The following is a 21,521-nucleotide window of genomic DNA, read 5'->3' on the forward strand; positions in this document are numbered from 1 at the left end:
CGCGTTGCCGTAGCGTGGTGGGCAACGGACGACCGGAGGAACGGGAATGAGCGCGAACGACGAGAGTGGCGAGGGCGACCAGGGCCGGAACGATGATTTCGAGGAGCTCCAGCGTCTGCTGCGCAGCATGCTCTCGGGCGGCGCCCCGGCGTCCGGCATGGATCCCGAGCAGTTCGCGAAGGCCGCCGGCCTGCCGATCGATCCGCAGACGCTGAAGGGCCTGTTCAACGCCCTGCAGGGGGCGATGCAGCGACCCACCGACGAGATCGACTGGTCGGCTGCGCGCCGCACCGCGATCGAGGTTGCGGGCAACGGCGATTCGTTGGGCGATCCCGCGTCCGCCGAGCGCGCCTTCCCCGTCGCCGCGCTGTGGCTGGACGAGGTCACCGAGCTGGGGGCCACGCCCGATGCTCCGCGCACCCTGACGCGCATCGAGTGGGTGCAGCAGTCCATCGACACCTGGGTGGGGCTCGCCGACCCCGTGGCCCGGTCGATCACGGCGGCGCTCATGGAGGCGCTCCGGAGCCAGATGCCCGAGGAGCTCAGCGGCGCCCTGCGGGGGGCGACCCCGCTGCTGCGCAGCGTGGGCGGCGCGCTGTTCGCGGTGCAGCTCGGCACGATCGTCGGCAGGCTCTCGGGCGAGGTGGTGTCGGCGGGCGACGTCGGCATCCCGCTGCTCTCCGGGCCGGGGCGCGAGGGGGGCGCGCTGCTCCCCGGCGGGGCGGCGGCGTTCGCGGCGGGTCTGGATCAGGACGCCGAGGCGGTGACCCTCTACCTCGCGGTCCGCGAGCTGGCCCACGCCCGGCTCTTCCGGCACACGAAGTGGCTGCGGCTGCACCTGCTCACGGCCATCGCCGACTACGCGCGGGGCATCCGGATCGATACCGACCGCATCGACGAGATCGCCCGGGAGATCGACCCGGCGCACCCCGAGCAGATCCAGGAGGTCATCGCCGGCGGGGCGCTCATCCCGCCGAAGACCGGGGCGCAGGAGGCCGCGCACGCCCGGCTCGAGACGATGCTCGCCCTCGTGGAGGGCTGGGTGGACGTCGTGACGGCGGACGCGGCGAAGCGGCTGCCCGGCGCCGAGGCGATCGCCGAGATGGTGCGCCGCCGCCGCGCGACGGGCGGGCCGGCCGAGCACGCCTTCGGGGCTCTCGTCGGCCTGGAGCTGCGGCCCCGGCGCCTGCGCGAGGCCGCAGCGCTGTGGCGACTCGTGGCCGAGCGCAGCGACGTCGCGACCCGCGACGGCCTGTGGGCGCACCCGGATCTGCTGCCGAGCTCCGAGGAGCTCGACCATCCGGCCCGGCTGCTGGAGCGTCTCGGGCTCGCGGGCGTGGCCCCCGACGCCGAGGTCGACGACTTCGACGCCGCGCTCGCCCAGCTCCTCGACGGCGAGCTTCCCCCCCACGAGGGCAGGGAGGGCGGCGCGGCCGGCTGAGCGCCTGCCGCGGCCAACCCGCACCTCGCTCACAACCGGGCGTTCCCAGCCGTCGCCCGAAAATCCTCCTGCTCCCCTGTGGATAACGGCCGAACGCGCCGCGCGGTCGTCCAGACTCGTGCCATGGACGAACGCATCACCCGCATCCATCCCGACTTCCCCGTCTGCTGGGAGGATCCGGAGACGCTACGCATCGGTTTCGAGCGGCCGCTCGCGCGCCTGCGCACCCCCTCCCCCGGAGCGCAGCGGCTCATCGGGCGTCTGCTCACCGGGTTCGATCCCGGCCGGCTTCCACGGGAGGCGCAGCTGGCCGGCATCACGCCCCGCGAGGCGCGCGGAGTGCTCCGCGCACTGGACGGGGCGCTCGTCACCGCCGTCGTCGCCGAGCGCTCGTCACCGCCCCCGCGACTGCTGCGCACGCTGCTCAGCGACGACGGGCGCGAACCGCCCGGGCTGCGCGACGCGCTCATCGCGACCGGGCTGTGCACCTTCGACGGGATCGCGTGCGACGGCGGCTCGGGAACCGGATGGGCCCCCGCCCACGATCTCGTGATCTACGTCGAGCGCTTCCTCGAGCCGCTCGAACGCGCTCAGCGCTGGCTCATCGAGGGCGTGCCGCACCTGCTCGCGCGGTTCACCGACGGAGCGGTGCAGGTCGGCCCGCTCGTCGGGGATCGCGGGCGCCCCTGCCACAGCTGCATCACGCTCGCCTTCCTCGCCGGGGACGCAGCCTATCCGGTGCTCGCGGCCCAGCTTTCGGGCCGTACCCCGCGCAGCGAGACCGTCGCGGCCGCTCACATGGTCGCGGCCTTCGCCGCGGTGCTCATCCGCGAGTGGCTCTCTGGCGATCCGGCGGCGCACGCGAAGCGCATCGTGATCCCCGTGGCTCGCGGCCTGGTGGCCGGAGCTCCGCGCGTCGAATCCGTCGCGCCCCACCCGGAGTGCGCGTGCGCGCTGTAGTGCGCGCTCAGCTCAGCAGCCCGGCCTCGACGACGAAGCGCGACGGCCGGCGGCGCGACCGCGCGCCGCCCTCGACGCCCGAGAGCCGCAGCAGATCGCGCGCCCGCGTGAAGGCGACGTAGCAGAGCCGCCGCTCCTCCTCGATGCTCGCCTCGTCGCTCGCGTGGGCGATCGGGAGCACGCCCTCGCTCAGGCCGACCACGTGCACGAGCGACCACTCGAGACCCTTCGCCGCGTGGATCGCGCTCAGCGTCACCGCCTCGAGGGTGGGTTCGTGCTGGGTGCGCTGGCGCGCGAGCAGCTCCTCGCTGAACTCCCGGATGCCGGATCCGGGCGGCATCTCGTCGACCAGCGAGAGGAGCGCGCCGAGCGCCTCCCAGCGCTCCCGCTCGGCGGGCCCCTCGGGCGCCTTCGCGCTCCAACCGCCCGCCCGCAGCACATCGCTGACGATCTGGAACAGAGGGCGCGAGTCGGCGACCTTGGCCTCGCCCCGGATCAGCATGACCGCCTGCCGCACGTCGGCGCGCTCGAAGAAGCGCTGCGCCCCGTGCACCCGGCAGCTGATCCCGCGCTGCTGCAGCGCGGCCTCGAAGCGCGCCGACTGCGCGTTCGTGCGGTACAGGATCGCGATCTCGGACGCGGGCGTGCCCGTGCGCAGCGCCCCCGCGACCGAGCCGGCCACGGCCTCGGCCTCGTCGTGCTCGCTCGCGAACCACTCGAAGGTGGGCTCCGGCCGGGTGCGCGCCTCGTCGGTGCGGGCGGCCTGCAGCGTGAGCGCGCCGGGCTGATCGCGCACGAGGCGGTTCGCGAGGCGCACCACGGACTCGGTCGAGCGGTAGTTGCGCTCGAGCCTGATCCGCCGCGCGTGCGGGTACTCGGTTCCGAAACGCAGCAGGTAGGAGCTCGACGCCCCCGCGAAGGAGTAGATGGTCTGGCTGGCGTCGCCGACCACGCAGACGTCGTCGCGATCCCCGAGCCACACCCGCAGCAGCGCGTGCTGCAGCGGCGACACGTCCTGAAACTCGTCGACCGTGAAGAAGCGGTAGCGCTCACGCACCTGCAGCGCCGCTCGCGGCTCGCTCTCGAGCATGCCGGTGAGCAGCACCAGCACGTCCTCGAAGTCGATCTGCCTCCGCTCCTCGAGCAGCGCGGCGTACCCCCGGTGCACCTCGACCAGCTGCTCCTCGGTCAGCCCCAGGGGGATCGGCCGTTCCCCCACGCGGGCCTCGTAGCCGTCGATGCTGAGCATCGACGTCTTCCGCCACTCGATCTCGGAGGCGACGTCGCGCAGCGCCTCCCCTCCGAGCTTCAGGCCGAGGCTCTCGACGGCCTGCGAGATCGCGGCGACCTTGCCGGGCAGGATCTTCGGGGCGGCACCCCCGACCAGCTGCGGCCAGAAGTGGCCCAGCTGCGCCAGCGCCGCTCCGTGGAAGGTCTGCGCCCGCACACCCTCGGCGCCGAGCCCGCGCAGGCGCCCCTGCAGTTCCCCCGCCGCCTTGCGGGTGAAGGTGACCGCGAGTACCCGGTCCGCGGCGTAGACGCCGCTCCGCACGCCGTAGGCGATGCGGTGGGTGATGGCGCGGGTCTTGCCGGTGCCCGCCCCGGCGAGCACGACGACGGGGCCGCGCAGGCACTCCGCGATCTCGCGCTGCTCGGGATCGAGGCCCTCGAGGATGCGCCCGAGCTCACTCGGCATCGGCGTCGCCCTCATCGATCCAGCGATCGATCATCCAGCGCGCGATCGACAGCGGCATCGGCAGCGTGATGCCGGGCGCCGGGGGGCGCAGCTCCGCGCGCGCGAACCAGTGGAGCTCGGAGATCTCCTCGGGGTCGGGGCGCAGATCCTCAGGATCGGCACCGTCGGCGAGGCGGGCGCGGAAGCCGACCATGAGCGACCTCGGAAACGGCCAGGGCTGGGAGGTGACGTACTCGATCTCGCCGAGGCGCGCACCGGACTCCTCGAACACCTCGCGCACCACCGCCTGCTCGAGCGACTCCCCCGCCTCCACGAAGCCCGCCAGCAGGGAGAACCGCCCCGCCTCCCACAGCGCGTTCGACCCGAGCAGCACCCGGTCGCGGTGCTCGATGAGCACGATCACGGCCGGGTCGGTGCGGGGGAAGAGCTCGCCCCCGCGGGAGTCCCGGCGCGCCCAGCCGCCGTGCTCGGGCGCCGTCGCCAGGCCGTCCCCCGGCGAGAAGACCGCGGTCTCGTGCCACCGCAGCAGCGCTGAGGCGACCGCCACGAGCTCGCGCTCGGTGTCGCTCAGGTCGCCGCCGACCTCGAACGGGTGCCGCCACTCCTCGTCGTCCGGGCCCTTCGCACCGGCTCCCGCCGGGCCGTCGGAGCAGGCCGCCTCCCCCGCGCTCTCGCCGTCGGCGACCGCGAACACCGGCCGTCCGTCCGACCGGCCGAGATAGAGGTGGCGCGCGCTCCCCGATCCGGGACCGGCGAGCGCGTACTCGCCCGAGACCGGCAGCAGCGCGAGCCGCAGCGATCCGCTCTCGCGGTGCACCGGGATCTCGAGGCCGCGCACGCGCAGGAGCCGCGCCCCCGGCTCCGACCAGGCCTCCCGGAGGCGCTGCGGATCCATGCGGGTGACGGCGTCGCGGTCGAGCGCGCCGGTCGCGAGCGGCGGTCGGTCGGGGATCATCGCTCCTCCTCTCGGGTGCGACTCGCGCCGACGGGCCGGTCGGGTGCGGCGGAGCTCCCGGAGTGTTCGGCGCCGTGTGGAACGCGATGCGCGTGGCGCGGCTGCCGAGACCGCACGCGTGCATACCCTGAGTACATGGTCAGCATTCCTTTCACTCTAGCCGCGCTCGCGACCTCGGCGGTGCCGGGGCTCGTGGTGTTCGGGGTTCGCGAGCACCGTGACGACGAGAACTTCGCCGAAGCGATCGTGGCGAGCGAGGACGCGGATCTGCTCGTGCGGGTGCCGCGCTCCCAGGCCGCAGAGGTGCAGCAGTCGGCCGAGCTGCTCGGTCTCGCCGCGCTCACCGAGGGCTCGCGCAGCCGCCTGCCGTTCCAGGTGCCGGAGACGCTCGGCATGACGCGGGCCGGCGAGACCCGCGCCGTCGTCTCCACGCTGCTCGAGGGCGGACGGTTCTCGGCCGAGGACCTCGCCGACGATGCGATTCTGGTGCAGTCGATCGCCGAGGCGCTCGCGGCGATCCACGACCTCCCCCTGAGCGTGGCCCAGCAGGGGGGCCTGCCTGTGCGCAGCGCGCAGGATCTCCGCCTGCGGGCGACCCGGCTCATCGACCGCGCGAGGGCCACGCGCATGCTGCCGGAGACGGTGCAGCGACGCTGGGAGCACGCTGCCGAGAGCGCTGAGCTGTGGGATTTCTCACCCGTCATGGTGCACGGCTCGCTCGACGCCGGCCAGATGCGCGTCGAGGACGACCGGATCACGGCGGTGCTCGGGTGGTCCGAGCTGGCGCTCGGCGATCCCGCCTCGGACCTCTCCTGGCTGCTCGCGGCGGGATCGGACGTGCTCGATGCGGTGCTCGCACGCTACGCCCAGCGTCGCAACACCGGCTCGCTCGCGCACCTGCGCACCCGCGCGGCGCTCTACCACGAACTGGAGGTGGCGCGCTGGCTGCTGCAAGGCGTCGAGGCCCACGATCGATCGATCGTCGACGACGCCGTCGGCATGCTCGACCGCATGGTCGGGGTCGCGGGTCCGCTCGGCCGAGCGCTCTCCGCGGACTCGTCGCGCACTCCGCTGGGCGAGGCCGAGGTCTCGGCGCTGCTGGCGGAGACCCCCGAGGTCGTCGACCAGCTCTCCGACACCGCCGCCCACGAGGCCCTCGACGAGGATCGCATGTTCGGGGTCGACACCGACTTCATCGAACCGCTGCGCGACGCCGGTGAGGGAGACCCGGAGCGCTCGGAGACCGGGGAGGCGCGAGAGAAGGGGGAATCGCGCGGCGGGGTGAGCGATCCTGCCGACCGCGCCGACGCCGAGGGCGGGGCCTCCGAGCAGCTCACCGAGCCCATCGACCCCGACGATCTGCCCGGATCTCCGCCGCCCCGGGCCTCCTGAGCAAGCGCATGACCCATCCGTATCTCGCCGGGACGGCGGTGCCGCGCGTGCTGGCGCACCGCGGCTTCGTGCCGGCCGCACTCGCGGCAGAGGGCGCCGTCGAGAACTCCCGCGCGGCGTTCGCCGCGGCGGTGGCCGCGGGGGCGGAGTACCTCGAGACGGACTGCCGCCTGACGAGCGACGGCGAGGTCGTGCTCTGCCACGACGACGGCCTCGCGCGACTGATCGGCGACCCCCGCCCCGTCTCTTCCGTGAGCGCTCGCGAACTCGCCGGGCTCATGGAGGGCCGGGGCGGCCTGCTCACGCTCGAGCAGGCGCTGCGGGAGTTTCCGCGTTCGCGCTTCAACGTGGATGTCAAGTCGGCGGAGGCCGCGGAGCCCGCGGGGCGCATTCTCGCGGCGGCCGCGGATCGGGTGCTCGTCACGAGCTTCTCCGACCGGCACCGGCTGCGGGCGCTGCGCGCGGCGGCGAGCGTGCCGGGGGCCGGTCGTCCGGCGACCTCGCCGGGCCGCGGCCGCCTGGCCGCCGCTCTGCTCGCCCTCGCGGCCGGATCCCGCGCGGGTTTCGCGCGCGCTGTCGCCGGGGTCGACGCGCTCCAGATCCCCGAGCGGCGGGGGCCCGTGCGCGTGCTGAGTCGCCGCCTGATCGATGAGGCTCGCCGCCTCGGCGTCGAGGTGCACGTCTGGACCGTCAACGACCCGCAGCGCATGCGCGAGCTGGTCGGGCTCGGGGTCTCCGGCGTCATCACCGATCGGACCGACCTCGCGCTCGACGCGCTGAGCTGAGCTCGAGCCGGGATCCCGGTTGGGCTACTGCGCGAGCCGCGCGGCCGCGGCCCGCCAGATCTCCTCCAGCTCGGCGAGGCCGCGCGGAGCGCCACCCCGCAGTTCGACGCCCTCGGCCACGTAGAACAGCGAGACGTCGATGCGCTCGGGCTCGATGCCCGCCCACCGGGCGTACGCGTGCCGGTAGAGGTCGAGCTGGAAGAACCGGCTCTCGCGCTCCGCGTCGGTGCGCGGTGCGCGCCCCGCCTTCCAGTCTACGATCTCGTAGCTCTCGGAGCCCGGGTGCGCGGCGGGATCGGTCACGCGGTAGACGGCGTCGAGCTTGCACACGAGCGTGCGCCCCGCGAAGGGCAGCGTCACCTCCTGCTCCACCGCGATCGGCCGCCGTTCGGCCCAGCGCGAGCGCTCGAACCGCTCGATCAGCGGTCGCAGCGCCTCGGCGTCGGCGGATCCGTCGAACTCCGCCACTTCGGGATCGGTGAACTCGAGCTCGAGGCCGCTGAGCGGCAGAGCCGTGCCGCGGGCGGTCGTGGCCCGCCGCTCGACCCACTCGTGGAAGCGATTGCCGATGCGCGTGCGGCGGTAGGGGCGCTGCGGCACGGGACGCAGCCGCCGCCGCTCCGCCCGGCGGGGATCCTCGACGAACTCGTGGAAGGTCGAGGCCGTGATCCGCTCGGGCAGCGAGGATCCCTCCTCACCCGGGCCTCGCGCGGGATCCGCGGCGCGGTCGTGCTGCGCGGCCCGCCGCTCCGCGAGCAGCAGCCGCACCGTCTCGTCGAGGTCGGGATCGTCGCGCAGGTCGGCCTCGCGCGCGTCGCGCGCGTCGAGCGCGGCCCGCACCGCCTCCGCAGCGCGCCGCACCGCGGGGCCGCGCGCGCCCAGCGGATCCGGCGGCCACCGCATCGTGAGCTCGGCGAGCTCGCTCGGGTCGCCCTCGTGCGCGCTCGCCTCGGGCAGCCCCGCGATCACGCCGGCCTCCTGCAGCTCGAGCAGGTAGGGCGACGGCGTGCGCGCGCGGGTCTGCCCGCCCCAGAACGAACCACTCAGCAGCAACCGCCGCGCCGAGCGGGTGACCGCGACGTAGGCCAGCCGCCGCTCCTCGTCCTGGTGCCGCTCCTTGAGCTGCTCCCGGTAGTCGGCGATGCGGTCGCAGAGCTCTTTCTGGGTGGTGGCGATGCGCCAGTTCAGCTCGGGCCTGGCCGGAGCGTCGCCGCGGAGCTCGTCGGGGATCTCGCCGGTGCGCAGCCACCCCGCGCCGATACGAGAGGCTCCGGGGAACTCGCCGGTCACGAGCCGGGGCACGGCGACCAGGTCCCACTCGAGGCCCTTGGCCCCGTGCGCGGTGATGAGCTGCACGGTGCCGGGCTGCGGCGCCGCGACGTGCTCGGCCGCCTCGTCGGACTCGGTGGCGCGCTCGATCCACTCGAGCAGCGAGGGCAGCGTTCCGCGGCTGTCGACGGCGAGGTAGCCCTCCACCAGCTCGGTGAAGGCGTCGAGGTTGGCGTGCGCGGCCGAGGTACCGGCGGCCTCCCGCGCCTCGTTCGCGTCGAGTTCGATGTCGAGCCGCAGCGCCTGCACGGTGGCGCCGATCAGCTCGCCGATGCTGCCGCCGGCGCCCCGGCGCAGCGAGGCCAGCATGCGGCCGGCGTCGCGCAGGCGCATACGCCCCGTCTCGCTGATGCCCCGCAGCGCCCGGTGCCCGAGGTCGCGCATGGAGGCGATCTGGTCGAGCGCGTCGATCAGGGTGTACCGCCGGTCGGGGTCGGCGAGCACGCTGTCGGCCTCGCGGTCCGCCTCGCTGAGCGGCTGCTGCGAGACGTCGCGATCCGCGAACCACCGGGCCGCGTCACGCAGCCCGGCGATGTCCGCCGCGCCCAGGCGGAATCGCGGGCCCGCCAGCACCCGGATGAGCTCGCTTCCGGCGTCGGCGTACCAGAGGCAGCGCAGCACGCTCACGACGTCGGTCACCTCGGGGGTGGTGAGCAGCCCGCCGAGGCCGACGATGCGGTTGGGCACGCCCGCCTCCGAGAGCGCCGCCGAGAAGGCCGCCATGGGACTGCGCTTGCGGAAGACGACGGCCGCGCTCGGCGGCGCTCCGTGCTCGGCGAGGTGGGTCTCGCGCGCGGCGCGCATCCACTCCGCGACGGCCAGGCGCTCCTCGTGCACGGTCTCCGGGTAGCGCCACTCCACACTCCCGTTCCCGGCGCCGGGCCGCGGCGCGAGCTTCGGCACCGAGACCGCCGCCGCCGCGGCGAGCGGTGCCGCGACGGCATTCGCGGCGTCGAGCACACGGGCGGGGTTGCGCCAGCTCGTGGAGAGCGTGAGAGTGGTCGGCGGCCCGCCCTCCGAGCCCGGCGCGGCGCCGCGCCCGCGGAAGTCCGCGTGGAACGACCGGAGTCCGGCCGCCGAGGCTCCGCGCCAGCCGTAGATGGACTGGTGCGGATCGCCCACGGCCATGACGGAGGCGCCGGCGAAGATCCTGGACAGGAACCGCGTCTGCCCCACCGAGGTGTCCTGCACCTCGTCGAGCAGCACCGCGCGGTGGCGTCGCCGGAGCACGGGGATCGCCTCCGCCGAGCGCTCGATCGCGCGCGTGGCGAGGGCGAGCTGATCCGAGAACTCGATGAGCCCGCGCCGCCGCTTCTCGGCAGCGTACTCGCGCGCGAGCCGGGTGAGGAGCGGTGTCTCCGCGAGGCTCGCCACGGCGTCTCGCAGCGGGGCGTAGATCTTGCCGCTGTCTGGGGGCGTCCTCTCGTTGTACGGGAGCTGCCGCACCCGGCCGAACTCCTCGATCACCCGGTCGACGCGGTCGAACGAGGTGAGGTGGTCGGCGACGGCTCGGTCGAGACCCAGGACGTGCCTGACGAGCTGCGGGACGCTGAGCTCGCTGCGGGGCAGCTCCGGATCCCGGCTCTCGATGACCACCTCCCTGGCGATGCGCCAGGCCGTCGCCTCGTCGATGACCGCGGCGTCGGGGGCCACGCCCGCCGCGAGCCCGAACTCCTGCAACACGCCGGCGGCGAAGGAGTTGTAGGTGCTGACCTCCGGGATCTCGAGCCCGTCGGCGAGCAGCTCGACGAGTCGCGCCGCGCGTTCGCCCTCCGCCTGATCGAGCCGACCGCGCTCGGCGGCGTCGCGCAGGCGGTCGGCGAAGATCTCGAGCCTGCCGGTGATGCGCTCGCGCAGCTCGCCCGCCGCCTTTCTGGTGAAGGTGAGGCCCAGCACCTCGCCGGGAGCGACGCGTCCGTTCGCGACGAGCCACACCACCCGGTTGGCCATGGTCTCGGTCTTGCCGCTGCCGGCGCCGGCGATCACGAGGGCGCTTCCCGCGAGGGGGTGCTCGATGACGGAGCGCTGCTCGTCGGTCGGCACGATCGGCGCCTGCGAAGGGCCCGCGAGGATCCTCGCGATGCGCTCGGCGGAGAACACCGGTTCGCGATCACGCATGACTCACCGCCGGGATGATGTGCAGCCGGCAGCTCCCCGGCTGGTGCGGGTCCGAGCAGTGGTGCTCGACGCGGGCCGTGAACTCGCCGGCGGCCATGAGGCGCCCGGCGGCGGCGACCCGACCGCGCAGCTCATCCTTCGCCTCGTCGGAGATCGGCTGCTGCACGCGCTCGACGTAGTCGGCCCCCTTCGCGGCGTCGGGATGGACGTAGAGCAGCCGGGCGCCGCCGCTCGCCGCACCGGCGTCGGGCGCTCCGAGCGGGCCGGGGTCCGCGCCGGCCTCGAGCTCGAAGGCGCCCTCCGATACCCCCAGTTGATAGGCCTGCAGCTGCGTGTGGGTCTCGGCCTCGGCCTTCGTGGGCGGTTTGCGGCCGGTCTTCAGGTCGAGCACCGTGATCTCGAACCCTCCGTCGCCCCGAGGCACGGCCTCGAGGCGGTCGGCGAGGCCGCCCAGCACGGCGCGGTCGATCGGGATCCTGAAGCGGGCCTCCCGCCCCACGAGCCGCCGCTCCGAAGCCTCGAAGTCGCGCAGGTAGGCTGCGACCCCCCGCGTCTGGGCCTCGGCGAGGCGCCGGGTGCGCTCCGACTCCCACTCGGCCTCGAAGGGGAGCTTGTGCCACTCGCCGAGCACGGTCTCGAGCAGCCGCTCGGGGTCGTGGCCCTCGGCGGTCTCGAGCGCGTGGTGCACGAGGGTGCCGAGGCCGGCCTGCACCCCGCCCCCGCCCCCGCCGAGCGCGGAGATGGCCCAGTCGAGCGGACAGGTCTCGGCCCGATCGAGCTGCGAGGGGCTCACGGGCACGAGCGCCTCGGGATCGCCGTCGAGGTCGTGGATCGGTCTCGCGGTGCTCGCCGGCGTGACGCCGTACCACTCGTCCGGGTGCGCGCCGGTCACCTGCTCCTCGGCGAGCGCCGCGAGCGCGCGCAGCGCGCGCCCGTCCCCGGGGTCGCGCGCGAGCCTGCGCCGCATCTCGGCCGTGGCTCCGCGCAGCGTGAGGCGGGCGCTCGGGAGATCGTCCCGTCGGCGGTCGCGCCCGAAGCCGAAGAAGGGACTCGGGTGCTGATCCTCGTCGGAGACCGCCACGACGAGGAGTTCGTCCCGGGCGCGGGCGCAGGCGTGCGCGAGCAGTCTCAGTTCGTCGTGGATCGTGTCGCGGCGCGAGGGCGGAATCGCCTCGCCGCCTCGCAGCCATCGCTCGAGTGCGGCCGTGCCGAGCAGCGTGCCGCGCGCGCGGATATTGGGCCAGGCGCCGTCCTGCAGTCCGATCACCGCGACCACGCCGAACTCGCGGCCGATCGCGCCCTGCGGCGTCGTGACGGTGACGGCCGTGCGCTGGCTGCGCTGCGCCAGCGTGTCCTCGGCGACGGTGCTCCGCAGCAGGTCCTCGAGCAGCGCGGCCACCGGCTGCTCGCTGTCCTGCTCCTCGTGCCTCTGCAGCGCGAAGAAGAGGCCCATCACGGCGTCGAGCGAGCGGTGCGCCTCGTCGGAGCGCGCCCCCCGGCCGTCGAGCGCCTCCTCCTGCCAGCGCTCGGCGAGGCTCGTGCCCTCCCACAGCGCCCAGAGGGTCTCTCGAGCGGTGCCCCCTGCTCGCCGCACCCGCGCCGCTTCGACCGCGAGGCGCCCGAGACGCCGCAGCGCGCGGCCGCCGGCGCTGTCGATCGCGGGCGTGTCTCCGGGCAGCGCGAAGGCCTCCAGCACGAGCTCGTCGATGCCCCTCGATTCCCGACCCTCGTCGCGGGCGTCGCGGCGCTCCTGCAGGAGCAGCGCGCCGCGCAGGCGCCTGACCGCGACGGGATCCAGGCCGCCGATCACGCCGCCCGCGAGACGGAGCACGTCTTCGGAGCCGAGCGCACGGGCACCGAGGACGTGCTGCAGCAGGCGGATCAGCTCGCGCACGATCTGGTGCTCGCGCAGGACCAGGCCGCCGGCCGCGACGTCCGTGGGAACCTGGTGCGAGGCGAGCGCCCTCGCGACGCGGGCGGCCTCGAGACGGCTCCGGCAGATCACCGCCATGTCGCCCCACCCGGCGCGTCCCGCCCCGCCCAGCCCGAGGCGGCGGGCGCGGAGCCGGTGCGCGATGACGCCGAGCTGCTCGGCGGGCGATCCGGCCGCCGCGAACCGCGCCTCGGCGTCCGCGGGCGTCCGCGCGGTCCCGGCAGCGGCATCGCATGCCTCCGCCGCCCGCTGCTCTCCCGCACCCGCGGCGCCGATCCTCGCCGTCAACTCGCGGACGAGACCGCGCAGCTCGGGCCCGTGCCGGTGCACGGTCTCGAGCACCGCGAGCTGCTCGGGCAGCCCGGCTCGGAGGCCGGCGCCGCGCCGGGCCAGCTCCCCGCTCAGCCGGGAAAGCACCCCGGTGCGCTCCCCGCGGAAGGCGCCGGTGGCGATGTCGGGATCGCCGAACACCCAGACGGCGCTGCCGGCGCCCGCGCACGCCGCCAGCAGGGCGAGCTCTCCCTCGCCGATCTCCTGCGCGTCGTCGACGAGCAGGAGGCGCGGCACGCGGAGCCCGCTCGCGTGCGCCGCGGATCCGGACGCGACCGGGTCGGCCGCGACGGATCCCCCCTCGCGCACGGCGTCCGAGGCGGCGCGGAGCAGGGCGCTCGAGCTCAGCTCGTCGGGCCGCTTGCGCGCGAGATCGCGGGCGACCGCCGAGATGAGCTCCAGCCCGTCGCGCCACCGCTCGAGCAGGCCCGGGTCCGGGAGCCGCGTGAACGCCTCGGCACCCGTCTCCCGGCGCAGCTCGCGCAGGCGCGCCGCCAGGGCCGCCGGTTCGAGGCCGAAATCGTCGGCGATGCGCCAGAGTTCGCGCAGCTCCGCACGGAAGGCGGGGCTCTGGAGCACCTCGTGCGGAAGGCCCGCGACACCCGCCCCGGCTGCGCCGCCGTCGACCACGGCTGCGATCTCCTCGTCCTGCACCGTCCCGGTGAGCAGCCGGGGGGCGTCCCGTCCGGCGAGCGCGGCGGCCCGCGCGAGCACCGCGAACCCGAGCGAGGCCGCGGTGCGCACGGGGGTGCCGCCGATCGCGCGGCCCGCTCGACCCTCGACCGCAGCCCGGAGCCCGGAGGCCACGAGGCGGCTCGGGGCGATCGCGAGCACGTCCTCCTCCTCCCACCCGGGGCGATCGAGCGCCCGGACGTACGCCTCGACCAGCACGCGCGTCTTGCCGGAGCCCGGCGCCCCCAGCACGCGGGCGTGCCGCGCCGGATCGAGCTCGAGCGCGCGAAGCTGGGAGGGGTCGAATCCGGTCATGCGCTCAGCCTACTGAGCGCCTCCGACGTTCACGGACCGGGGCTCCTGGCTGCGCCGAGGGCGAACGCCCGCGCCTGTCGGGCACTCCGACTCCCCGCCCAGCCCTAGACTCGGAGTCAGTTGAACGCGCGGCGCGAGCCGCAGCACCCGAGGAGGCACCCGTGGAAATTCGCATCGGCATCAAGCACTCGCCCCGTGAGCTCTCATTCGAGACGGACTCGACGGCGGACGAGGTGCGCGGGCTCGTCGAGGACGCCGTGGCGAAGGACGCAGCGCTCGTCGCGCTCGCCGACTCCAAGGGCCGGCAGTACCTCATAGGCACCGACTCCATCGCCTACGTCGAGCTCGGAGGCGAGGGCAGCCGCAGGGTCGGCTTCATCAGCTAGCTGCCGGTCTGGAAGGAGCGTGGACGGCCGACGGGAACCGGGGAGCCATCGACCACTCTCGAGGCCGCTGACGCGATCGGTCTGCTGAGACGCGACATCTCGGTCGCCCTGCGTCAGGCTCGCGCGTTCCTCCTCGGCGTACGCGCGCACGCGGTCTCGGCATGTCCGCACTGACGAATGAATTCTCTTCAGAATTGGATATTCTTCTCATTTCGTGATGCTTATGTAATGCAGCGTTATTAATAATCACAGTGAAGTGAATCGATGGAGCGTGAAAAAGAGGATTCCCGGAGGCCTCACTGGCCTTCTGGTCGGCATTGGCGTCATCGCTATCGCCCCCTCCGCTGCACGGGCGCTTGCGTGGAGCACGTAAAGCAAATGGGTATTACGCCGTCGGCGCCAAACCGAGCAGTGGAGCCTTCAAGGTGTACCAGAATCGCGGGAGGATCTACGCACCCGCAGACGGGGCCGGCTACACGCAGAGATATTGAGCGTTCCGACGCCCGCTTCCAACACAAAAGCTCGATGCTACCCCCAAGGACCGAGCCGCCCCTTGGGCGGTCATCATCTCTACGATGTTTACAAGCAGGCCACCCTCCGGGAGCTACTGCATCAGATGCATCATTCGCCGGTGCCGCGCAAGTGCCCCGAAGTCAGAATAGATGAGATGACACCCGCCTGACCTGGGATTTCTCCGCCCCTCCACTCGCTATCGTCGGTCGTCCGCGTGCATTCAATAAGAGAAGGCTGCTCGGGTCGCGTGACTGACGACTACGAACAACGACAAGGATACTTGACATAGGGTAGACAGTTGGATATTTTAGTGTAAAGGTTACTTTCCGATACTTATGGGGCTTGGTGATGGCTCAACGGTCAGCTTTGAGGCTCCTCGCTGCGATGAGCATGAAAGACATGCTGCGCAACAGGCTCACTGGTCTTGCGCCGATGTTCCTGTTTGCGTGGCTGGTGTTGATCTACGGTGTTCTGTCGTTCATGTTGAGCGAGGCAGCCAGCGACCCCGCAACGCATCCGTTGCGTGCAGCGCTCCCAAGTATCCTCGTGACGGGGATTGCTGGGATCGCGTTTATGGTTACCACGGTGCCGCTCGTGTCAATGCGCGAGCGCGGCCTGCTCCGGTTGTTCGGTACGACACCGCTGAGGCGACCCATTTTTCTTCTCGCGCAGCTTCCGTCGCGCCTCGCGCTGATCGCTCTGGAAGTCGGTTTCATCGTCACTCTGGTAGTTGTGGCCGGTTTCGTTGGCGACCACAACAACTACTGGCGACTGCTGGGCACGCTCATCATCGGTACGGCCATGCTGTTCGCCTGTGCGATGCTCCTGGCGAGCCGGTCAAGCAACACCGAATCCACGCATCAGAGCATGACCATTCTCGTGATGGGGGTGTTCGTGTTCTCGGGCACGTTCCTGCCGCCAGGCACCTTGCCTGCGTTCACCGAGATTTTCACGAACGCGATCCCTACGACATGGTTTGCTGCCGCGATAAGTGCTGACCTTACTGGTGCAGCACCGTTTCTGCCAGTGCTGGCGCTGTGGGTGATGATGCTCGCCGTCACCGTCATTGCTGGGGTGCTCGCAGTGCGCCGATTCGAGTGGGATCACGAAGAAGCCGTCACGCACACTCCGCCGCGTGGACAGAAATCGGCTATGAAAGAGATGGTGTCGTGATGAGCGATGAAACCGGCATGACGAGCCGCGAAAAGAGAGCCGCTGCCCGATATGTGTGGGAGTTCAGCATCGGAATGGTGCTGTTCGTCCTCCTCTTCCTCATGCTGCCGAACTGGTGGGTGACCGAACCTGGCACTTGGCCGCATCTGGTGAGAACGCTCCTGCCGATTCTGCCGCTGCTCTGGGCGGTGATCGCGCTGTGGCGGCATGTGCGCAATGTTGATGAGATGCAAGGCGCCGTGCTGGTGCGCAGCTTCGCATTCGGGTTCGCGGTCACCATGCTCGCCACCTTGGTGATCGCGCTGCTGCGCGGTGGTGGTATCGAGGTTCCTGGCGGCGAGTGGATTATCTTCATCGCTGGCATGACGAGTTGGGGTATTGCGATCCCCGTGAACACGATGAAGAGCGACCGATGAAAAACCAAGTCCGCGAACTGCGCACGGAGCATGGCTGGTCGCAGGTACAACTCGCAGAAACGCTCGGGGTATCCCGGCAAACCGTGAACGCGCTTGAAAAAGGCCGCTACGACCCCTCGCTGCCACTCGCGTTTCGCATCTCCGCCGTGTTCGGCCTGCCACTTGAACGCATTTTCTTCCCCTCCGAGAACGATGCCCCACCGAGCGGAGGCAAACGATGAGCACCACAGACAAGCAACCCGCAATCGTCGCGCACTCACTCGTCAAGCGGTACGGTGCCCGTGACGTTGTCGCTGGGGTTGATCTGCACGTCGAGCGCGGCGAAGTGTTCGGGCTGCTCGGGCCGAACGGGGCTGGAAAGACGACCACCGTAGAGATGATCGCAGGTCTGCGTCGCCCCACGCAGGGCACGGTGCGGGTGCTCGGTCTTGACCCGTTAGCCGAGCGCGACGAGTTCACCAGATTGGTGTCGTTACAGCCGCAAGCCGCAAACCTGTTCCCAACACTCACCGTCGCGGAAACTCTCGAACTCTTCGGCTCTTTCTACGAGCGACCCCGAAGCGTGGAGGAAGTGATCGGGCTCGTGGGGCTTGAAGATTCACGAAACGTGCGAGTGAAGAAGCTCTCGGGTGGGCAATCGAGGCGGCTGCTCATCGCTGTCGCTGTGATCGGCAGACCGCGACTCGTGCTTCTTGATGAGCCCTCTGCCGGGCTTGATCCTGCCGCTCGGAGGGAACTGTGGAACCTGATCCGATCCCTCCGCGATCAAGCGGTCACGGTCTTGCTCACCACACATCACATGGATGAAGCGATGGAACTGTGCGATCACCTCGCCATTATGGTGTCCGGGCACATCGTGGCCGAGGGCACACCCGAGCAACTCATCGCAGAGCACAGCACAACCTCACGAGTGCGATTCATGGTGCCATCCGGAACCGACCCTGGCACAATCCTCGAAGCATCGTCGGGCGAAGAAGCCAAGATCAAGCCGGTTTCCGGTGCGCTACTCGTTCAGGTCGATACCGCAGACCCCGACGCTCTCCTACGGCGGGTGACGTTCCAGCGCGGTCTACACGCCACAGGGCTCCGCGTCGAAGCCACCTCACTTGAAGACGTGTTCCTAAAGCTCGCCGGAGAAGAACACCGCGACTGGACTACCGAACCACTGCCGGATCCGATGCGACGATGAGCCGTCCTCTAGCGTTCGGGCGAAACCAGTTTCGACAGCTCGCCCTCGCGCACAGTCTTGAGGCATTGCGTGACCGGCGCGGCATGGTCACCATGCTTCTCATCTTTGGCGGCATGACCATCGGCCTCAGCGTGCTCGACCTCCTGGTCGCAGCAAACACCAAGTCGCGTCTTCCAGGTGCGCTCATGGGTGCAGGAGTGCTCGCCAGTTCCCTACCGCTGATTGCACTCATCGGGTTCACCAGCCTCGGGCTGACGAGTACCGCCGTGCCGCTGGCGAAGTACCGCTCGAACGGTACCCTGCGGCAGCTCGGCACCACCGCTGTCAGTCGTACCCTGTTCATCGCGGCGCATCTTCCTATTCGACTCGCGCTCGGATTCATTCAGATCGTCATACTGCTGGCGCTCGCGGTGCTCTTCACACCCACCACCCTCGCCACGCTTTCAAGGGCAAGCACGCTGCTGGTTGCGGCGATGCTCCTGCTCCTGGCGCTCGGATATCTGATCGGTGCTCGGTTTCAGAACCCCGAACGCACAATGAACTTCTCCTACATCCTCATCCTCGTGCTCATCGCGACCTCGGGCACCGCGCTGCCACACAGCGCGTTTCCCGATGCAGTTGGCGCGACATTGTCGTGGCTGCCGACAACGCTGCTAACCGAGCAACTTGCAAGCGAACTGCTCGGAACTTCCCCCGCGCCCATACCGCTCTGGCTGACTACGATCCTGCTCTTCAGCCTAGCCGCCGGAACGTTTGCCCTAGCTTGCAAGCTCTTCCAATGGAGTGACTCCGATGCGTGAAGCCTGTAGAGCGTTGAATCTATGTGCCAGTTCGTCGGCGTTCGTCGCGCCGGTCGCCTCCGTCAGGAGCCGCTGCGCCTCGGCGGTGCCCTCCGCGCCTCGGCGCACAGTACCGGGCTTCACCGTGAGGTCGCCGCGCTCAGCGCGCGCCGCCAGCTCGTCGTGGTCTGTGCTCATGATGCCTGTTTCCCTTCGTCGAGCAATGCCGAACAGGCAAGAATAATGCACACAACCGATATTGCACGTCCACCAGTGCAGGAGGATCGAGATGAGAGCTCAAGGAATGAACGGCTTCGTCCTCGCTGCGGTCGTCGGGCTGTCAGTCGTCGTCGGGGCGATCGCAGTCGGTCAACCCGGGAACACCGGTTCTGCTGAGGCAGCAGATCCGCTTCCGAGCGGGGTGTCGACCGATGGTATCGGGGATGGAGGGGTCGACCTCTCGACTGTTCGCGCGATGGCGGAGACAGATGAGTTCCAGATCTGGACGGCCCGCGACAATTCGGACAACATCTGCGTCATCTCGCTGGCGAACGCTACCGGCAATGTCGCCGGGTACTGCGGCAGCGAGGAGCAAACCGTCAAGGCGGGCGTCCCCGGATCGATGCAGGTCGGCATCGCCGACGAGGGCGACACCTCGGTCACGGTACTGCAAACGTACTTGCTCCCGGACGGAGCCGACGCGGCAGCGGCGGCGAAGCAGATCCCCGGATCCCAGGCATTCGGGCAGCTCGTGGTCCGGTACGGCCCGATGGAGCTTGAACGCACCACGACGATCTCCGTTCCTGCGGAGAACGGAGAAGTATCACTGACGGTGTTCGGGCGCGACTCCCTGTCATAGCTCGGGCACTACGGGTGAAGACGAGTCGTCGCATGCCGGATGCCCCTACGGCAGCAGCCGCTCCACCAGTTCGTCAGGGGTGACGCCCTCCGCGCGAGCGGCGGCGGCGATGCGCTCGAGCGACGCCCGCGAGAGACCTGTCGCATCCGCAGGCCCCTGAACTCCCGTGTCCGAGGCCACAGGGCGGCTGGGCGGCGGCGTGCGTAGCAGCAGGGACATCACGGGCAGCACCACGATCCCCAGAGCGGCGAGGATCCACACGATGCCCGTCGCCTGCAGATACACGTCGTCCTCGTCGCCCGCCACCTCCCAGATCAGCAGCATCGTGAGCAGCACGCCGAGGGCGAGCAGAGCCAGCGTCGTCAGCAGAGCCGCGCGCACGGACCTGCGGTCGTGGGAGACGAGCAGCAGGAGCAGCGAGGCGATCGCGCACGCGCCGGTGAGGATCACCATCGTGATCGTGAGCTTGAAGGGGTCCTCGTCCCAGCCGGGCTCCACCCAGATCATCCAGAGCATCCGGGCGAGCGTGGCCGCGGAGACCGCGACGGTGATCCAGCCGAACCACTGCACGGGCCGCCCGATCAGCGCGGCGCCGCAGAGCACCGCCACGCTGAACACGCCGGTCAGCGCGGTCGTACCGAGCACCTTCGAGGCGGGCTCGGAGGTCGCACCGCCGAGCAGCACGGCGATGCCCGCGACAGCAGCGATCGCGAACGACGCCACCATCACCACGACGATCCAGCGGCGGATGCGGTGCGCGAGGGGCTTCGGCGCGCGGGGTCCGGGAGCGGCCGGTCCCGGATCCGCGGGTGCCGGACCGGGAGGGCCGGGGACGATCGGGGGTGCGGTCATGACGGTCCTTTCTCGCGGAGCTCAGCGGCTCAGCGCCCTCAGCTCCTCGCGCACCGCGTCGAGCAGGCGATCCGCCACCTCCCGCTTCGAGCCCGAGGCCTTGCGGGCGACGCGACCGTCGGCGTCGAGCACGTGCACCGTGTTCTCGCCGCTCTCGAAGCCCTCGCTCCAACCCACGGCGTTCACCGCGAGCAGGTCGACGCCCTTTCGAGCGAGCTTGCGCCGACCCCGCTCGAGCAGCTCCTCGACGGCCTCCGCGCCGGCTTCGGCTGCGACCGTCTCGGCCGCGAAGCCGACGATCAGCTGCCCCGGACGCCGGTCGCCGACCAGGCCGACCAGGATGTCCGGGTTCTCCACGAGCGTGAGCGTGGGAGCCCGATCCGGGGAGTCCTCCTTGCGGATCTTGTGCTCGGCGACCTCGGCGACGCGGTAGTCGGCCACGGCCGCGGCCATGATGACGGCCTCGGCTCCGGGCGCGGCGGCACGGGCGGCGGAGTCGAGCTCGGCGGCCGTACCGACCGGGACGATCCGCACGCCCGGGCGATCCCGGACATCGGCCAGCACGGCCTCGTCGACGTTCGCCGCGAGCAGCACCACCTTGGCCCCCCGGTCCGCGGCGGCCGCGGCGACCGCCACGCCCTGCCTGCCGCTCGAGCGGTTGCCGAGGTAGCGCACCGGGTCGATCGGCTCGCGCGTGCCGCCCGCGGTCACGAGCACCCGCACGCCGTCGAGATCGCCGGGCGGCACCGGATCGGCGGGCGGCGTCGCGCCGTCGGCCGGGGCGTCCGCCTCTGAGGGCGGCGTCGCGTCGGCGGGTTCGGGATCCGGCGCCGTCCCCGGCCGCCCCCCCGCCGCTCCGGCCTCCTCCAGCATCTCCCGGGCGCGCGCCGCGATCTGCTCGGGCTCGCTCATGCGGCCGGGCCCGCTGTCGTCGCCCGTCAGCCTCCCGCTCTCCGGGCCGATGAACTCGACGCCGCGCGAGCGCAGGATCGCGACGTTGTCCTGCGTCGACGGGTGCTGCCACATCTCGCTGTGCATCGCGGGGGCCACGAGCAGCGGGGCCCGCGTGGCGAGCAGGGTCGTGCCGAGGAGGTCGTCGGCGAGCCCCGCGGTCATGCGAGCGAGCGAGTGGGCGGTGGCCGGGGCCACGATCACCAGGTCGGCGCGCCGGCCCAGCGCCACGTGGCGCACCTCGGGCACGTCCTCGTGCACGGAGGTCGTCACCGGGTGGCGGCTGATGGCCTCCCACGTCGGCCGGCCGACGAAGCGCAGCGCGTCTTCGGTGGGCACGACGTGCACGTCGTGGCCCTCCTCCACCAGCAGCCGCGCCAGCACGACGGCCTTGTACGCGGCGATGCCGCCGGTCACTCCCAGCACGATGTTCATGCGTTCATCATCCCACGCCCCTCGGCGCTGTCGCCGTGCGCC

General features: G+C 71.5%; 18 protein-coding genes. 11 read left to right on the top strand and 7 right to left on the bottom strand.

What is annotated here, in order from left to right; all coding sequences use genetic code 11:
- Positions 1-46 precede the first annotated feature (46 nt).
- Together D1J51_RS07015 and D1J51_RS07020 are read left to right on the top strand one after the other, a co-directional pair.
- Entirely contained in the window at positions 47-1,441 is a 1,395-nt protein-coding gene (locus D1J51_RS07015; protein ID WP_119074465.1) for a zinc-dependent metalloprotease, read from the top strand.
- A 123-nt stretch (positions 1,442-1,564) separates the two neighbouring features.
- Entirely contained in the window at positions 1,565-2,401 is an 837-nt protein-coding gene (locus tag D1J51_RS07020; RefSeq protein ID WP_119074466.1) for a hypothetical protein, read from the top strand.
- Between the two features lie 7 nt (positions 2,402-2,408).
- On the opposite strand, the gene D1J51_RS07025 is transcribed toward D1J51_RS07020, so the two are convergent.
- Together D1J51_RS07025 and nudC are read right to left on the bottom strand one after the other, a co-directional pair.
- Positions 2,409-4,097: an ATP-dependent helicase gene (locus D1J51_RS07025; RefSeq protein WP_119074503.1), complete on the bottom strand. Its 1,689-nt coding sequence runs from the start codon at positions 4,095-4,097 to the stop codon at positions 2,409-2,411.
- Positions 4,087-5,052, bottom strand: coding sequence for an NAD(+) diphosphatase (gene nudC, locus D1J51_RS07030; protein WP_119074467.1), 966 nt, complete (start codon positions 5,050-5,052; stop codon positions 4,087-4,089). The genes D1J51_RS07025 and nudC overlap by 11 nt, the downstream gene beginning before the upstream one ends.
- Before the next feature lie 135 nt (positions 5,053-5,187).
- On the opposite strand from nudC, the gene D1J51_RS07035 reads away from it, so the two are divergent.
- Positions 5,188-6,444 carry a phosphotransferase gene (locus D1J51_RS07035; protein WP_119074468.1) on the top strand — a complete coding sequence of 419 codons (1,257 nt, stop codon included), beginning with the start codon at positions 5,188-5,190 and terminating at the stop codon, positions 6,442-6,444.
- Between the two features lie 8 nt (positions 6,445-6,452).
- Entirely contained in the window at positions 6,453-7,229 is a 777-nt protein-coding gene (locus D1J51_RS07040) for a glycerophosphodiester phosphodiesterase family protein (RefSeq protein ID WP_119074469.1), read from the top strand.
- 24 nt (positions 7,230-7,253) lie between these two features.
- Here D1J51_RS07040 and D1J51_RS07045 read toward each other — a convergent pair whose 3' ends face one another.
- Together D1J51_RS07045 and D1J51_RS07050 are read right to left on the bottom strand one after the other, a co-directional pair.
- Positions 7,254-10,676, bottom strand: coding sequence for an ATP-dependent DNA helicase (locus D1J51_RS07045; RefSeq protein WP_119074470.1), 3,423 nt, complete (start codon positions 10,674-10,676; stop codon positions 7,254-7,256).
- Positions 10,669-13,926, bottom strand: coding sequence for a PD-(D/E)XK nuclease family protein (locus D1J51_RS07050; protein WP_119074471.1), 3,258 nt, complete (start codon positions 13,924-13,926; stop codon positions 10,669-10,671). The genes D1J51_RS07045 and D1J51_RS07050 overlap by 8 nt, the downstream gene beginning before the upstream one ends.
- A 161-nt stretch (positions 13,927-14,087) precedes the next feature.
- Between D1J51_RS07050 and D1J51_RS07055 the strand changes: the two genes are divergently transcribed.
- From D1J51_RS07055 to D1J51_RS07080, 6 genes are all read left to right on the top strand, one after another.
- A complete protein-coding gene (locus D1J51_RS07055; protein ID WP_119074472.1) occupies positions 14,088-14,312 on the top strand; it encodes a DUF3107 domain-containing protein in 225 nt (74 codons plus the stop codon).
- An 861-nt stretch (positions 14,313-15,173) separates the two neighbouring features.
- Entirely contained in the window at positions 15,174-15,998 is an 825-nt protein-coding gene (locus D1J51_RS07060; protein ID WP_119074473.1) for an ABC transporter permease, read from the top strand.
- Positions 15,998-16,414 (top strand): hypothetical protein, encoded by a 417-nt coding sequence (locus D1J51_RS07065; protein ID WP_119074474.1) that lies wholly within the window; start codon positions 15,998-16,000, stop codon positions 16,412-16,414. The genes D1J51_RS07060 and D1J51_RS07065 overlap by 1 nt, the downstream gene beginning before the upstream one ends.
- Positions 16,411-16,635, top strand: coding sequence for a helix-turn-helix transcriptional regulator (locus D1J51_RS07070; protein WP_119074475.1), 225 nt, complete (start codon positions 16,411-16,413; stop codon positions 16,633-16,635). Before D1J51_RS07065 ends, D1J51_RS07070 begins: the two co-directional genes overlap by 4 nt.
- Entirely contained in the window at positions 16,632-17,603 is a 972-nt protein-coding gene (locus D1J51_RS07075; protein WP_119074476.1) for an ABC transporter ATP-binding protein, read from the top strand. The genes D1J51_RS07070 and D1J51_RS07075 overlap by 4 nt, the downstream gene beginning before the upstream one ends.
- Positions 17,600-18,403 (top strand): ABC transporter permease, encoded by an 804-nt coding sequence (locus tag D1J51_RS07080; RefSeq protein WP_119074477.1) that lies wholly within the window; start codon positions 17,600-17,602, stop codon positions 18,401-18,403. Before D1J51_RS07075 ends, D1J51_RS07080 begins: the two co-directional genes overlap by 4 nt.
- On the opposite strand, the gene D1J51_RS07085 is transcribed toward D1J51_RS07080, so the two are convergent.
- The gene (locus D1J51_RS07085) at positions 18,362-18,580 is read right to left on the bottom strand and encodes a hypothetical protein (protein ID WP_119074478.1); all 219 of its coding nucleotides are present in this window, start codon (positions 18,578-18,580) and stop codon (positions 18,362-18,364) included. The two genes, D1J51_RS07080 and D1J51_RS07085, sit on opposite strands and share 42 nt — an antisense overlap.
- Positions 18,581-18,857: 277 nt before the next feature.
- Between D1J51_RS07085 and D1J51_RS07090 the strand changes: the two genes are divergently transcribed.
- A complete protein-coding gene (locus tag D1J51_RS07090) occupies positions 18,858-19,241 on the top strand; it encodes a hypothetical protein (RefSeq protein WP_162903706.1) in 384 nt (127 codons plus the stop codon).
- Positions 19,242-19,286: 45 nt separating this feature from the next.
- On the opposite strand, the gene D1J51_RS07095 is transcribed toward D1J51_RS07090, so the two are convergent.
- The gene (locus D1J51_RS07095; RefSeq protein WP_119074480.1) at positions 19,287-20,093 is read right to left on the bottom strand and encodes a hypothetical protein; all 807 of its coding nucleotides are present in this window, start codon (positions 20,091-20,093) and stop codon (positions 19,287-19,289) included.
- 21 nt (positions 20,094-20,114) lie between these two features.
- Positions 20,115-21,479, bottom strand: coding sequence for a bifunctional phosphopantothenoylcysteine decarboxylase/phosphopantothenate synthase (locus D1J51_RS07100; RefSeq protein ID WP_119074481.1), 1,365 nt, complete (start codon positions 21,477-21,479; stop codon positions 20,115-20,117).
- Positions 21,480-21,521 lie beyond the last annotated feature (42 nt).

Origin of the sequence: Leucobacter sp. wl10 (assembly GCF_003569785.1) — a bacterium.
GTDB lineage: Bacteria > Actinomycetota > Actinomycetes > Actinomycetales > Microbacteriaceae > Leucobacter.